Consider the following 13,343-nt stretch of genomic DNA (forward strand, 5'->3'; position numbering starts at 1 on the left):
TATGAAAGTGATAGCTATAGGAGGAGGAACTGGATTATCTACACTTTTAAGGGGTTTAAAACACTTTGTACCTGATTATATGGATGAGTTATCAGCAATTGTAACAGTATCGGACAACGGTGGAAGTACTGGAATACTTAGAAAAGAAATGAACATTCCAGCACCTGGAGACGTTAGAAACTGTATAACAGCATTGGCAGAAGATGAAGACATACTTACAAAAGTTATGCAGTATAGATTTACAGAAGGTGAAGGATTAAAAGGACATAGTTTTGGAAACCTTTTTTTAACTGTACTGACAAAAATAACCGGCAATTTTTTAACCGCCATAGAGATAACGTCAAAAATTCTTAAGATAAAAGGTAAAATCATACCTTCAACAGACTCTATGGTAAACCTTGTTGCAGAGTTTACAGATGGTAAGATAATTAAGGGAGAAGTAGAAATAACAGAATACGGAAGAAAGCTTGTAGCCAAAATAAAGAGAATATGGCTTGAACCTCAAAACATAAAAGCACCAGCTGAGGCTGTAGAAAAAATCATGGAAGCTGATATGATAATACTTGGACCCGGTAGTTTATTTACAAGCATTATTCCAAATCTTTTAATAGGAGATATCAAAGAAGCTATATTAAAAAGTCAAGCTTATAAAATATACATCTGTAATGTTATGACCCAATTTGGAGAGACAGATGACTTTACAGCTTCTGACCATGTGAAAGCTTTAAACGAAGTAGTAACAGGAGACCCCAATACAAACTTTTTAAATGCAGTTATACTCAATACTACAATACCACCTGATGAAGTACTTAAAAGATACCTTAAAGAAAATTCTGAACCCGTTGTTGCAGATGCAGGAAATTTATCAAGAATGGGATTAACTGTCTATGCAAAAGACTTGTTAGATGAAGGAAATTATGCAAGACACAGCCCAGAAAAACTGAACAACGTAATTTTAGAAATAATTCAAAACTTAAAAGTAAAAAATGCACATTGACAGATATTTAACTTGTTTTGACACAAAAAATATACCTAACGAAGTTGTTGATACTATAATAGTTGGAAGTGGACTTGCTGGAATATCTTCCGCTTACTACCTTTTAAAGTTAGGTATAAAACCCCTAATTATAACAAAGAAAAAACCTGGTATATCTAACTCTTTCTTAGCTCAAGGAGGAATAGCAGCTGCTATAGGATGTTTAGACTCTGTAGATTTACACTTTCAAGATACTATCAATGCAGGAAAGGGACTCTGTATAGAAAAAAATGTCAGAATACTGGTAGAAGAAGGTTTAGAGAGAGTAATAGACCTGATAGTAGCTGGTGTTGAGTTTGACAGAGACGAAAACGGTTTTTTTAAACTTACAAGAGAAGGAGCTCATAGTATAAACAGAGTGCTACACTCTAAAGATAAAACAGGCTACGAGATAGGTAAAAAACTTTTAGAGCATGTAAAAGATAACGTATTTTTAGCAGAAGGTTTTTATTTAGAGGAAATACTTACAGACGAAGATAAATATGTAGGAATCCTTTTATCAGACGGAAAGAATCAAAAAGTTGTAAGGTCTAAATCTCTCGTTTTAGCAACGGGAGGTTATAGTGGAGTTTTCTTGAGAAACACTTCTGCATACAATGTATCGGGAGATAGTATAGCAGCTGCATACAGGTCAGGTTGTGAACTAATGGATTTAGAGTTTATCCAATTCCATCCTACCGCTATTTACTTAGAAGGAAAACCCGGTTGGCTGATATCAGAAGCCGTTAGGGGAGAAGGTGCTATACTTGTAGATGAAAACGGAGAAAGATTTATAGATGAGCTAAGACCAAGAGATGAAGTTGCCAGAGCTATATTAAAAAAATATCAAGAAGGACACAAAGTATTTTTAGACATAAAACCTCTTATTGATAAAGGCATAGATTTTAAAGAAAGATTTCCAAATATTTTTAATATGTTAAAAGAGTTTGGTTTAGAAAACTCTACAAAAATACCTGTTAGTCCATCTGCCCACTACACTATCGGTGGAATAAAAGCCCAGTTAGATGGAAGAACTAACATAAAAGGTATTTTTGCAGTTGGAGAGACTGCTTGTAGTGGTGTTCATGGATCAAATAGGCTTGCAAGCAACTCATTACTTGAATGTATTGTATCTGGATACAAAACGGCATATAATGTTTACATAAATAATATGTGTAGTAGAATAGATTATACTAACATAGATAACGATAATGACGCAAAAAAACAGATGGATAAACCAGAAAGAGAAAATATTTTAAAAAGAATTAAAACTATAATGTGGGAGAACGTAGGCTTAATAAGGTCCCAAAAAAGTTTAGAAACAGCCATAAGAGAAATAGAATCTGTATATGATGCTCTATCACCATACTGTAATGTTAGATACCTAAAAGATTTAACTATTTTATGTAAGGGCATAATTTTGTCTGCAATGGCAAGAAAAGAAAGCAGAGGAGTCCATTTTAGAGAAGATTATCCAACTCAATCAGACGAATTTTTAAGACACACTATTTTAGAAAAAAACTTTGAAATAAATTTTAGGAGGTTTTAGCCATTCAGGAACTAAGAATAAACAACCAAATAAGAGTAAGGGAAGTAAGACTTATTGATGAAGAAGGTAAAAACGTAGGAATAGTTCCTATTGAAGAAGCTCTAAGACGTGCCAGAGAGAAAAATCTAGACCTGGTAGAAGTATCTCCAAACGCAAATCCACCTGTATGTAAAATAATGGACTATGGCAAATATAAGTTTGAGCAGAAGAAAAAAGAGAAAGAAGCAAAGAAAAAGCAACACGTTCAAGAAGTTAAAGAGATGAAGTTTAAACTCAATATAGAAAAACACGACTATGAAACGAAGATTAAACACATAAGAGAGTTTATACAAGACGGAGATAAAGTAAGAGTCTGGATTTGGTTTAGAGGAAGAGAAAACGTCCATCCAGAACTTGGAGACAAACTAGCTCAAAAAATCATAGAAGATGTTACAGATATAGCAGTTGTAGAAAAAGCACCTGTTAAAGAAGGTAGAAATATGATGTTTACACTCATTCCTAAAAAATAGTATAATAGATATAAAGCCGAAGTGGCGGAATTGGCAGACGCAGGGGACTCAAAATCCCCCGCCCGCAAGGGCGTGCGGGTTCGACTCCCGCCTTCGGCATATCAACATGTTTAAATTAAAACCTATCTATTCTAAATCTCAAAAAAATCCTTGAAAAAATCTGTATAATGGAAATTATGTTTTTAAATATTTTTTGGGGTTTTTAAATATGAGTGAATTTAGAGTTTTAAGTAAGATTAAAAATTATAAAGATTTGAAAAATTTAACAAAAGAAGAGATTACAACTCTATGTCAAGAGATAAGAGATTACATTATAGAAGTAACATCTATAAATGGAGGTCATATAGGACCATCATTAGGAACTGTTGAATTAACAATCGCACTCCTTATTGCTTTTGACCCTGAAAAAGACAAGATAGTGTGGGATGTAGGACACCAGACTTACACTTATAAAATTTTAACAGATAGAAAAGAGTCTTTCAAAACACTCCGCCAGTACAAAGGAATATCAGGTTTTTCTAAGATAAAAGAAAGCAAGTACGATCACTTTGGAACTGGACACAGCAGTACTTCCATATCTGCAACTCTTGGTATGAGAGTAGGTAAAGATTTAAAAGGAGATGATGCATACACTATTGCAGTTATCGGTGATGGAGCGATGACTGCAGGTCAGGCTTTTGAAGGTTTAAATAACGCTGGATGGCTTGACCCTTCAAGATTTATAGTTATTTTAAATGATAACCAAATGTCAATATCTCCAAACGTTGGAGCAATATACACCTATTTTAACAAAATAATAACAAAGCAAGTATTTCAAAAACCAAGACAAAAACTAAAAGATGCTATAAACAAAATATTCGGAGAACAAGGAGTCAAAATTTTCAGAAAGATTGAAGAATATACAAAAGGTTTATTTGCTCCTGGCATCATTTTTGAAGAACTTGGATTTACTTACGTAGGACCTATAGACGGACATAGCTTGTTTGACCTTGAGCAAACATTAGAAAATGTAAAATCTATGAGAGGTCCTATTCTCATTCACGTAATCACTCAAAAAGGAAAAGGATACAAATTTGCAGAAGAAAATCCAGTAGTGTTCCACGGTGTATCTCCTTTTGACAAAATATCAGGAGTATTTAACAAAACATCTACAGCTCCTTCTTACAGTAAAGTATTTGGAGATGCTCTGGTAGAACTTGCAGAAAAAGATGAAAAGATAGTAGCCATTACACCTGCTATGAAAGAAGGGTCAGGACTTGTAGAGTTTGCAAAAAGATTTCCAAACAGATTTTTTGACGTAGGAATTGCAGAGCAACACGCTGCAACCTTTGCAGGAGGTCTTGCATTAGAAGGCTTCAAACCAGTGGCAGCTTACTACTCAACCTTCCTACAAAGAGCTTACGACCAAGTTATACACGACATAGCTCTTCAAGAGCTCCCTGTTTTATTTGCAATAGACAGAGGAGGGTTAGTAGGAGATGATGGACCAACACACCACGGCGTTTTCGACATAGCATTCTTAAGATTAGTACCAAACATAATAATAGCAGCTCCAAAAGATGAACAAGAACTTAGAGACTTATTATACACAGGATTAAACAGTGGAAAAACGTTTGCACTAAGGTATCCAAGAGGAAATGGATACGGTGTTAAACTTGAAGATTTTAAAGAAATTAAAATAGGTTCGTGGGAAGAGCTTGTAAGTGGAAGAGATATAGCTATCTTGGCAGTAGGTAAATACGTTTACAGGGCTTTAGAAGTTAAAAAGAATCTAAAACTAAAAGGCTTCAACCCAACAGTTATAAACGCACGATTTATAAAACCAATGGATGAAGAACTCTTAAAAAGAATTTTAAAAACTCACGAGTTTATCATAACGATGGAAGATGGTGTTTTAAACGGTGGGTTTGGTTCTGCTATTGCAGAATACATACTTGATAAAAGTTTTTCAAATAAACTCCTTAGATTTGGTATTCCAGACAGATTTATAGAACATGGAAAAGTAGAAATATTAGAAAAAGACCTTGGACTTGACGTTTCCTCTATGACAGAGAGAATATCTGAGTTTATAGTGAAAAAACAGCCTGCTTTAAATACAGCTTAATGATTAAACTTTATAGTAACGATAGCCCACTGAAGCTCCGTTGATGAGATTTTGTTAAACTTCCATCTTTTCATATAAGATATAACAGCTGAGTTTATTTCGGGGTCTCCTGTGGTTGTAAGGAGCTCCACTTTTGAGACAGACCCGTCAGGGGTTATCCATATTTTTACTTTTACAGAAGGTAAGGTTTCTGAAGTCGTTATTTTGGGAGGCTGAGGCTTATATATCACAGACCTTGAAGACCCAGTTCCACTTACAGCAGAGTCTATTTTAGATAAACTCTCTCCAAATGATATCTCTTGAGTAGAAGTTTCACTCTCTTTCTTATTGGTAGAGACAGACGGAAGCTGTCCCAGTAGTTTTAGATTCTCATCGTCTATCTTTAAAACGTCAGGATTTGAAGGTTTTAACTGCTGTTTATTTGTAGTCTGCTGATTACTTATTTCAGGTTGTCTGGATACAACAGGTTGTTTTTCTTTTACTTCCTGACTTTCTGGCTTATTAGTTATCTTTTTCTCAGAAGAAACTAACTTTTTCTCTTCTTTATTTTCGACAGGTTTTGGTTTGACTTGAACTTTTTCTTCTACAGTCTTTTTTATCTCTTCCTGTTCTATCTTTATTTCTATAGGTTGATTAAAAGAAAAGTCTAAAACTTTAATAGGAAGAAGCTGAAGAAGTATAAAGATAAGAAGATGGATTATCAAAGATACTTGAAAACCTATAATAAACAGTCTGTTTTCGTATAAACTCATTTTTTTATTTTACCAAACTCACAAAATTTTGATACAGGACATTTATCACACATAGGTTTAACAGGTTTACATATTGTCTGTCCAAAGGCAACTAAAACCCAATTTATATCTCTCCAGTACTTTTTCGGCGAAATTTCCATAAGTTTAAACTCTGTTTCCTCAGGAGTTTTTGTTTTAACTAACCCAAGTCTGTTTGATATTCTATGAACGTGTACATCTACACAAATGGCTGGTTTTCCATAACCTTCTGAAAGAACAAGATTTGCGGTCTTTCTTCCTACACCTTTTAAAGACAAAAGGTCTTCAAGGTTGTCTGGTACTTTACCTCCATACCTTTCAAGAATTATCTTAGATATTTCTTTTATCGTTTTAGCTTTATTTTTATAAAAACCTACAGGGTATATAAGCTTTGCAATTTCCTCTTCTGACAGCTTTACCATCTTTTCTGGTGTATCAGCAACCTTAAATAGCCTGTCTGATGCCAGAGCTGTCGTTTGGTCTTTCGTCCTTAGACTTAAAATTGTAGCTATCAACACTTTATAAGGATTATTCTCCGTTCTACCCATAAAAGCTACCACAGGAGCGTTCCAGTTTTTACTTTCTTTTTTCAATATGTTTAACACTTTAACAAAAGTTTTACCGTCCATAAAATCTCCTATGACAAAAATTAATGAAAAACAAAATTTAAGGTATATAATATTAACAAAAACCTAAAGGTGATGAAGATGGAATTTTTAACTCAAGAAGTAAAATTTGATTTAGATATGATAAAAAAATATGATAAACCTGCACCAAGATACACAAGTTATCCACCTGCAACAGAGTTTACTCACAATATAGACAAAAAAGAGTACGTTAAAAAGATAATTCAGTCAAATGAAAGAAAAACACCTTTATCTTTATACTTCCATATACCTTTCTGTGAAAATGCCTGCCACTTTTGTGGTTGCAACGTAATAATAACCAGAAGAAAAGAAGTTGTAAAACCTTACTTAGACCATCTTTATAAAGAAATGGACTTATACAAAAATCTTATAGATACAAACAACAGAAAGGTTGTTCAGCTTCATTGGGGTGGTGGAACGCCTAACTACTTATCAGACGAGGAAACAGTTGAGCTTTTTAACGAGATAAAAAAAAGATTCATAATAGACCCACAAGCAGAAGTAAGCATTGAGATAGATCCTCGCCACGTTGATAAAGACAGAATCTTCTTACTAAAAGAGATAGGTTTTAATAGAGTAAGTTTTGGTATTCAAGACTTTAACCCAAAAGTCCAAGAAGCTGTAAACAGAATACAACCTGAAGAAATGATATTTAACGTTATGTCTTGGTTAAAACACGCAGGGTTTGAAAGTGTAAACATAGACCTTATCTACGGACTTCCATACCAAACTTTAGAGACTTTTTCAGAAACAATAGAAAAGACCATTAAATTAAACCCAGATAGAATAGCAGTGTTTAACTTTGCATACGTCCCGTGGCTTAAAAGACTTCAAAGAAACATAGATGAAAAAACACTTCCACCACCAGAAGAAAAGCTAAAAATCCTTCAAATGACAATAGAAAAACTAACTAATGCTGGGTATGTATTTATAGGAATGGATCATTTTGCAAAACCAAACGATGAGCTTGCAATAGCCCAAAGGGAAAGAACTTTACATAGAAACTTTCAAGGTTATACAACAAAAGCCCAAGCGGAACTCTTTGGCTTTGGAGCAACTTCTATAAGCATGCTTTACGATGGTTATGTGCAAAACTACAAAGTTTTAAGGGATTACTACGAAACTATAGAGTCAGGAAACCTTCCAATAGAAAGAGGTGTATATCTCAACCAAGATGACATAATAAGAAGAGATGTTATAATGAAACTAATGTGCCACTTTAGACTTGTTAAATCAGAAATAAGTGAAAAATACAATATAAACTTTGATACATACTTTGAAACAGAGTTAAATCAGCTTCAAGATATGGAAAAAGATGGATTATTAAAGCTTTATCCAGACAGAATAGATATTACACCTATAGGAAGACTTTTAATAAGAAACATAGCTTCAACCTTTGACGTGTATCTTAGAAATAAAAAAGAGAGAAGATTTTCTAAAGCAATATGAGGATAAGATTTGAATTTAGAGTATAAGTTTTTATTTGCATACATTCTTATCCTAATCTCTGTTTACATTTCTTATAAAGAAAAAATAGGACTTGAGAAAGAGATACTGATAAACAGTATTAGAGCTTTTATTCAGCTACTTATATTAGGGTATGCTTTAATTTTTATTTTAAAGCTGTCTAACGTATTTGAACTTTTTGGGATTTTGTTTATTATGGTTATTTTTGCAGTTTACACAGCTGTAAAAAGGGTAAGCATATATGACGGAATTAAGATAGCTTTTTTATCTGTATTTTTATCATCATTTATAATAATTGGAACGCTAATTTTAACAGGTGTACTTAGCTTAAAAGCAAATGAGATAGTACCCATAGGTGGAATGATAATAGGAAACTCGTTAAATGCCTATACTCAAACTATAGAAAGATTTAGAAGTGATGTAAAAAATAACGTTGACCTTATAGAAAATCTTATAGCTCTTGGACTACCACTTAAAGAGGCTTTTAGATTTCAGATAAAAAACTCAATAAAAGCAGCTCTCATACCTATACTTAACAACCTGCAAACCTTAGGTATAATATGGATTCCTGGAATAACTGCTGGAATGGTTTTAGCAGGGGCAAACCCTATTCACGCAGTATTTTTCCAGCTTGTAATAATGTTTAGTATGGTTGCGGTGGCAGTTTTAACATCTTACTTTGCAACAAATTTAAGCTATAAAAAAATACTATGGTCTATTTAATTAAATTTTTCTATAATCTAATCTTATTTTTTGCAGTTATATTCTTTGTCCCTGTATGGTACTTTTTAAACGCTAAAAAAGGTTATAAGGTTGGACTTTTAGAAAGATTTGTTTTAAGGACAAAAAAATTAGATTATCAGCCAGTATGGATTCACTGTGCAAGTACTGGAGAGATAAATACAGCTCTACCTATCATAGAATATATAAAATCAAAAGAAAAGGTATTGCTTACAGTTTTCTCACCAAGAGCTTACAACTTTGCAGTCAACAACTTGAAAGATATTCCAGTAATGTTTTTACCTTTTGATTTTGGATTTTTAATAAAAAGATTTTTAAAAGTATACAACCCTAAACTACTGATAATAGAGGAAGCTGAATTCTGGTTTAACTTTATTTATCACACATCTAAAAAGATACCTGTTATATCAATAAATACAAAACTACCAAAAAAAGTAAACAGCATCTACTACAGAGAAACACTTAAAAGATTTTCTTTTTTTATAGTAAGGACTCAAGAAGATAAACAGCTCCTTAAAAGCATTGTAAAAGAGGATAAAATAGCTGTTTGTGGCAATCTTAAATTACTGTCTAAAGTTAATTTAAAACAAGTCAAATTAGATAAAAAAGATAAAAAAGTTATCTTAGCAGGAAGTACTCACCATCCAGAGGAAGAGATACTAATAAAGGTCTTTAAACAGATAAAAGAGATTTATCCAAACACATGCCTAATAATAGCTCCAAGACACATTGAAAGGGTAAACGATATTATACAGATTATTGAAAATCACAATCTATCATACAGTTTAAGGTCTAAAACTTACACATTAGACAGTGATGTGTATATTATGGATACACTGGGAGAACTGTCATCTTTGTATAAATACGGAGATGTTATCTTTGTGGGAGGAACTTTTTCAAAAGTAGGAGGACATAACATCTTTGAACCTATACTTACAGGTAAAAAAGTTATAATAGGAAAAAATTACTTTAAAATAAAAGACTTAGTCTTACAAGCTCAAAAAATGGGAGCTGTTGTAGTGGTAGAAGACCAAAATCAGTTAAAAAACGCTATTTTAGACCTTTTAAAAGACTCAAAGTTAAACGTTGATATTGAACAAATAAAAACAGATATTTATAACTGTTATAAGAAGGAGTTAGAGAAATGGATTTAGTAGAAAAGGCAAAAGAGTTTTACATAAGCGAGATTTCTGATTATAATTTTTACTCATTTTTAGCAGGTAAAACAAAAAATCCAGATTTAAAAGAAAATCTATTAAAAATAGCAAAAGCTGAAGAAAAACATTCAAACTTTTGGAAACACTTTATAACCTCAAGAGGTTATAGTTTACCTGAGATACCACAAGGTTATACAAAAAATAAATTCTGGCAGTTTTTTGCAACTATATTTAACCCTATCCTTTTAATATCTATCTTAGAGCAAGGAGAAAGCAATGCCTTAAAAGACTACTACACATTTTTAAAAGAAGCTGATTTAAACGATTATGAAAAAAATTCTTTAAAAAACATAATATTAGATGAAATAGAGCACGAGACATTTTTCTCAAAAGAGGCAGAAAAATTAGGACTTACAAACGTAAGAGATTTAATACTGGGAATGAACGATGGACTTGTTGAAATTTTAGGAACAGTATCGGGTCTTTCTGCAGTTTATCCAACAAATCCTTTTTTAGTAGGTATCAGCGGTTGTGTAGTAGGTGTAGCAGGAAGTTTATCTATGGGTATAGGAGCTTACATATCTGTAAGGTCTCAAAGACAGATAAGTGAAGCATTTAACGAAAGAAATAGAATAATAATGGACATTTTCCCAGAAAAAAGCTACGAAATCTTTGAAGAGAAGTTAAAAGAAAGCGAGATTCCTGATAACGTAGTTAAAGAAGTGATAGAAAAATTAAAAAAAGAAAATGTAAGTTTATCAAGTGTATTTCAAAAAGAAGTAGAAGAAAATGAGATAAAATCTGGATTTTTTACAGGTTTTTCTTATCTATTAGGTGTATTTTTTCCAGTTTTACCGTTTTTCTTATTTGGTAATTCTTTTACCGCCCTTGGTTTTTCTTTGATTTTTGCACTATTGATACTAAGTTTTGTAGCTTCTTTTGTAGCTATATTTTCTGGTATTTCTATTAAGAAAAAAATAACAGAGATGGTAGTTGCTGCTTCATTGGCAGCTGCAGCTTCTTTTTCTTTTGGTAAAATAGTCCAATACTTTTTTGGAATTGAGGTGTGATTATGCCATACAGTATGACAGGATTTGCTTTTGTTAAAAAAACATTTTCAAACTACGAGATAGCTGTAAGTGTAAAATCTTTAAACAGTAAAGGTTTTGATTTGTCTCTAAAAGGAGATAAAAATGTTGTAATGTACTTAGACTTAGATATTAGAAAACTTTTTCAAGAAAATTTTGAAAGAGGAACTTTTCAGGTAGTGATAAATATAACCTATCAAAGTCTATCCAGCGTTTTAGATGTAGAAAAATTAAAAACTATTCTCTCTCAAATAAAGGATTTAATAAACAATCTAAACTTAAACCTTACAGACGACAAAATATACGATATTTTAAGTTATCAATTAAACTCAAATAATTCTGAGGAACTACCAAATCAGTTAAAAGAGGACGTAATAAACACAGTAAAAGAAAGTATTTTACTTTTAAAACAAGAGAGAAAAAGAGAAGGAGACAAATTAATTTTAGATATAGAAAACCGATTAAACATAATAAAAGATTACACAGAAAAAATAGAAAGCGAAAAAGAAGTTATATTAGAAAAAGCAAAAGAAAAAGTTTATCAAAAAGTCAAACAACTACTTGGAGAAAATTACTCAGAAAGAACTTTTATAGAAGCTACACTACTTGCAGATAAAATGGATATTACAGAAGAAGTAATAAGGTTAAAAACTCACTTAGAAAGATTTTATCAGCTAATAAAGTTAGATGAACCTGTAGGCAGAAAGTTAGACTTTTTATGTCAAGAGATGCATAGAGAGATAAATACTCTTGGGAACAAAATGCCAGACTTTAGTAATTACACTGTTGAGATGAAAACTCAGCTGGAAAAAATTCGCCAGCAAGTTCAAAACATAGAGTAGTTATCCAGCTTTTATGTAAAGATAAGCCATTACTGCAAAAAGAATTACTGGTATAACTATTAGCACTACTTTTATGTTCCTTTCGTATAAACCGTATATTTTATCAAGCATTTTTATCTCCTAAGGGTAAAGTTGTTCGCCTGTGTCAGGGTCATATATGAATATTGCTTTTACAGGACAGGCTTCTGCTGCCCTAAACATATCTTCTGATTCATCATCTGATAACTCTAAAACAACTTCCTGTCTTTTCTTTTCTGCTACTTCTTGAAATAGCTTTTCTTTATCTTTACCAGGCTCTAATATTACAGCTTTATGTCTTTTATCTAAAACCAAATATTTAGGAGCTTCAGGAACACATACGCCAATACCTTCACATAGAGTTCTATCTACAACTACTTTTAGCTTTACCATCGTAAACCTCCGTTAATATGAGTATCTTTGTTCTTTCCAAGGCTCTCCTAATATATGATAACCTCTCATTTCCCAAAAGCCAGGTCTATCTTCTGGCATAAATTCAATACCAGATACAAACTTTGCACTTTTCCAAGAGTAAAGTTTTGGGACAATAAGTCTTAAAGGATAACCATTATCTGGTGGTATAGGTTTTCCAAAAAGTTTATAGGCAAAAATTACATCTTCATCAAAAAAGTACTCTATGGGAACGTTAGTTGTATATCCATCTAAAGAATGTATCATAACTGATTTAGCAGTTGGTTTTATATTAATTATCTTTTTTAATTCATCTACATGAAATCCTTGCCATACAACGTCTTTACAGCTCCATCTTGTTACGCAGTGAAAGTCAGCAACAAGTTCAACAGGCTCTAAATCCAGTATATCTTCCCATGTTAAAACAACAGGTTTTTCAACCTCTCCAAATATTTTAAGCCTATATTCAGATAAATTCAGCTCAGGAGGGTCTGATATACCTAAAATAATAAGCTTATCAGTCCAATGTTGACCTGGTGGAAGTCTATCAGGTCTAAAATTTATAGGGCTAATTATTCTTCTCAAGCCTATCTCCTTTTGCACATTTTGGACATATACCTTCTATATCTATGTTTACATCTACTACTTTAAAACCTTTTTTTGAAAGCCTTTTTAAATCCATATTAATCTGTATTATATCAAGGTCAATATCGTATATGGCATCACACTTTACACATTTAAAGTGGTAGTGTCTGTCAGTCCTTGCATCAAACCTGCTTTGTTTTCCGTCGTTTATTTCAATAATAAAGCCTTCTTCTTTTAATATTTTTAAGTTTCTGTAAACAGTACCTAAGCTGATGTTTGAAATGTAAAACCTTGCCCTTTCATAAATCCAGTCTGCAGTTGGATGTATATTTGTACTTTTAACTATCTCATATATAATTTTTCTTTGGTTAGTGTTTCTTCTTTGCACCACTTTACCTCATACAAAAATTCCAAGTACAATAATATTATAATTTATTAAC

At 32.3% G+C, this 13,343-nt stretch carries 14 protein-coding genes and 1 tRNA gene; 10 read left to right on the forward strand and 5 right to left on the reverse strand.

Annotated features, from left to right (window positions below):
- The first annotated feature begins 1 nt into the window (after position 1).
- From Q385_RS0102075 to dxs, 5 genes are all read left to right on the forward strand, one after another.
- Positions 2-997 carry a gluconeogenesis factor YvcK family protein gene (locus Q385_RS0102075; protein ID WP_028950077.1) on the forward strand — a complete coding sequence of 332 codons (996 nt, stop codon included), beginning with the start codon at positions 2-4 and terminating at the stop codon, positions 995-997.
- Positions 987-2,564 (forward strand): L-aspartate oxidase, encoded by a 1,578-nt coding sequence (gene nadB / locus Q385_RS0102080; protein WP_028950078.1) that lies wholly within the window; start codon positions 987-989, stop codon positions 2,562-2,564. Before Q385_RS0102075 ends, nadB begins: the two co-directional genes overlap by 11 nt.
- Positions 2,565-2,581: 17 nt before the next feature.
- The gene (gene infC / locus Q385_RS0102085) at positions 2,582-3,073 is read left to right on the forward strand and encodes a translation initiation factor IF-3 (RefSeq protein ID WP_281169357.1); all 492 of its coding nucleotides are present in this window, start codon (positions 2,582-2,584) and stop codon (positions 3,071-3,073) included.
- A gap of 15 nt (positions 3,074-3,088) precedes the next feature.
- Positions 3,089-3,172: transfer RNA gene (locus Q385_RS0102090), tRNA-Leu, on the forward strand.
- Positions 3,173-3,281: 109 nt separating this feature from the next.
- Positions 3,282-5,177 (forward strand): 1-deoxy-D-xylulose-5-phosphate synthase, encoded by a 1,896-nt coding sequence (dxs, locus tag Q385_RS0102095; protein ID WP_028950080.1) that lies wholly within the window; start codon positions 3,282-3,284, stop codon positions 5,175-5,177.
- Here the strand turns inward: dxs and Q385_RS0102100 are convergent.
- Together Q385_RS0102100 and Q385_RS0102105 are read right to left on the reverse strand one after the other, a co-directional pair.
- Complete coding sequence (locus Q385_RS0102100; protein ID WP_028950081.1) at positions 5,174-5,929, reverse strand: energy transducer TonB; 756 nt, start codon at positions 5,927-5,929, stop codon at positions 5,174-5,176. The genes dxs and Q385_RS0102100 overlap by 4 nt on opposite strands.
- On the reverse strand, positions 5,926-6,576 hold the full coding sequence (locus tag Q385_RS0102105) for an endonuclease III domain-containing protein (protein WP_028950082.1): 651 nt from the start codon (positions 6,574-6,576) through the stop codon (positions 5,926-5,928). Before Q385_RS0102105 ends, Q385_RS0102100 begins: the two co-directional genes overlap by 4 nt.
- 78 nt (positions 6,577-6,654) lie before the next feature.
- Here Q385_RS0102105 and hemN point away from each other — a divergent pair, with 78 nt between their 5' ends.
- The 5 genes from hemN to Q385_RS0102130 are packed head-to-tail and all read left to right on the forward strand — an operon-like array spanning position 6,655 to position 11,889.
- Positions 6,655-8,043 (forward strand): oxygen-independent coproporphyrinogen III oxidase, encoded by a 1,389-nt coding sequence (gene hemN / locus Q385_RS0102110; protein WP_028950083.1) that lies wholly within the window; start codon positions 6,655-6,657, stop codon positions 8,041-8,043.
- A 9-nt stretch (positions 8,044-8,052) separates the two neighbouring features.
- Positions 8,053-8,784, forward strand: a complete 732-nt coding sequence (locus Q385_RS0102115) for an ABC transporter permease (protein ID WP_028950084.1) — start codon at positions 8,053-8,055, stop codon at positions 8,782-8,784.
- Entirely contained in the window at positions 8,772-9,956 is a 1,185-nt protein-coding gene (locus Q385_RS0102120) for a 3-deoxy-D-manno-octulosonic acid transferase (RefSeq protein ID WP_028950085.1), read from the forward strand. Before Q385_RS0102115 ends, Q385_RS0102120 begins: the two co-directional genes overlap by 13 nt.
- On the forward strand, positions 9,947-11,029 hold the full coding sequence (locus tag Q385_RS0102125; RefSeq protein WP_028950086.1) for a VIT1/CCC1 transporter family protein: 1,083 nt from the start codon (positions 9,947-9,949) through the stop codon (positions 11,027-11,029). Before Q385_RS0102120 ends, Q385_RS0102125 begins: the two co-directional genes overlap by 10 nt.
- A gap of 2 nt (positions 11,030-11,031) precedes the next feature.
- Positions 11,032-11,889, forward strand: coding sequence for a YicC/YloC family endoribonuclease (locus tag Q385_RS0102130; RefSeq protein ID WP_028950087.1), 858 nt, complete (start codon positions 11,032-11,034; stop codon positions 11,887-11,889).
- 120 nt (positions 11,890-12,009) lie between these two features.
- Here the strand turns inward: Q385_RS0102130 and Q385_RS0102140 are convergent, their stop codons facing one another.
- From Q385_RS0102140 to Q385_RS0102150, 3 genes are read right to left on the reverse strand one after another with little or no spacing between them, the layout of a single operon-like run.
- The gene (locus tag Q385_RS0102140; RefSeq protein ID WP_028950088.1) at positions 12,010-12,300 is read right to left on the reverse strand and encodes a ferredoxin; all 291 of its coding nucleotides are present in this window, start codon (positions 12,298-12,300) and stop codon (positions 12,010-12,012) included.
- A gap of 12 nt (positions 12,301-12,312) precedes the next feature.
- Positions 12,313-12,903, reverse strand: a complete 591-nt coding sequence (locus tag Q385_RS0102145; RefSeq protein ID WP_028950089.1) for a sulfite oxidase-like oxidoreductase — start codon at positions 12,901-12,903, stop codon at positions 12,313-12,315.
- Positions 12,887-13,291, reverse strand: a complete 405-nt coding sequence (locus tag Q385_RS0102150) for a Fur family transcriptional regulator (RefSeq protein WP_028950090.1) — start codon at positions 13,289-13,291, stop codon at positions 12,887-12,889. The genes Q385_RS0102145 and Q385_RS0102150 overlap by 17 nt, the downstream gene beginning before the upstream one ends.
- Positions 13,292-13,343 lie beyond the last annotated feature (52 nt).

Origin of the sequence: Sulfurihydrogenibium subterraneum DSM 15120, from assembly GCF_000619805.1 — a bacterium.
Lineage (GTDB): Bacteria > Aquificota > Aquificia > Aquificales > Hydrogenothermaceae > Sulfurihydrogenibium > Sulfurihydrogenibium subterraneum.

Excerpts from the sequence above, each read along its gene's own strand:
- Q385_RS0102105 (WP_028950082.1), bottom strand. The coding sequence starts at position 6,576 with ATGGACGGTAAAACTTTTGTTAAAGTGTTAAACATATTGAAAAAAGAA.
- hemN (WP_028950083.1), top strand. The coding sequence starts at position 6,655 with ATGGAATTTTTAACTCAAGAAGTAAAATTTGATTTAGATATGATAAAA.
- Q385_RS0102130 (WP_028950087.1), top strand. The coding sequence starts at position 11,032 with ATGCCATACAGTATGACAGGATTTGCTTTTGTTAAAAAAACATTTTCA.
- Q385_RS0102100 (WP_028950081.1), bottom strand. The coding sequence starts at position 5,929 with ATGAGTTTATACGAAAACAGACTGTTTATTATAGGTTTTCAAGTATCT.
- nadB (WP_028950078.1), top strand. The coding sequence starts at position 987 with ATGCACATTGACAGATATTTAACTTGTTTTGACACAAAAAATATACCT.
- Q385_RS0102075 (WP_028950077.1), top strand. The coding sequence starts at position 2 with ATGAAAGTGATAGCTATAGGAGGAGGAACTGGATTATCTACACTTTTA.
- Q385_RS0102120 (WP_028950085.1), top strand. The coding sequence starts at position 8,772 with ATGGTCTATTTAATTAAATTTTTCTATAATCTAATCTTATTTTTTGCA.
- Q385_RS0102125 (WP_028950086.1), top strand. The coding sequence starts at position 9,947 with ATGGATTTAGTAGAAAAGGCAAAAGAGTTTTACATAAGCGAGATTTCT.
- Q385_RS0102140 (WP_028950088.1), bottom strand. The coding sequence starts at position 12,300 with ATGGTAAAGCTAAAAGTAGTTGTAGATAGAACTCTATGTGAAGGTATT.
- dxs (WP_028950080.1), top strand. The coding sequence starts at position 3,282 with ATGAGTGAATTTAGAGTTTTAAGTAAGATTAAAAATTATAAAGATTTG.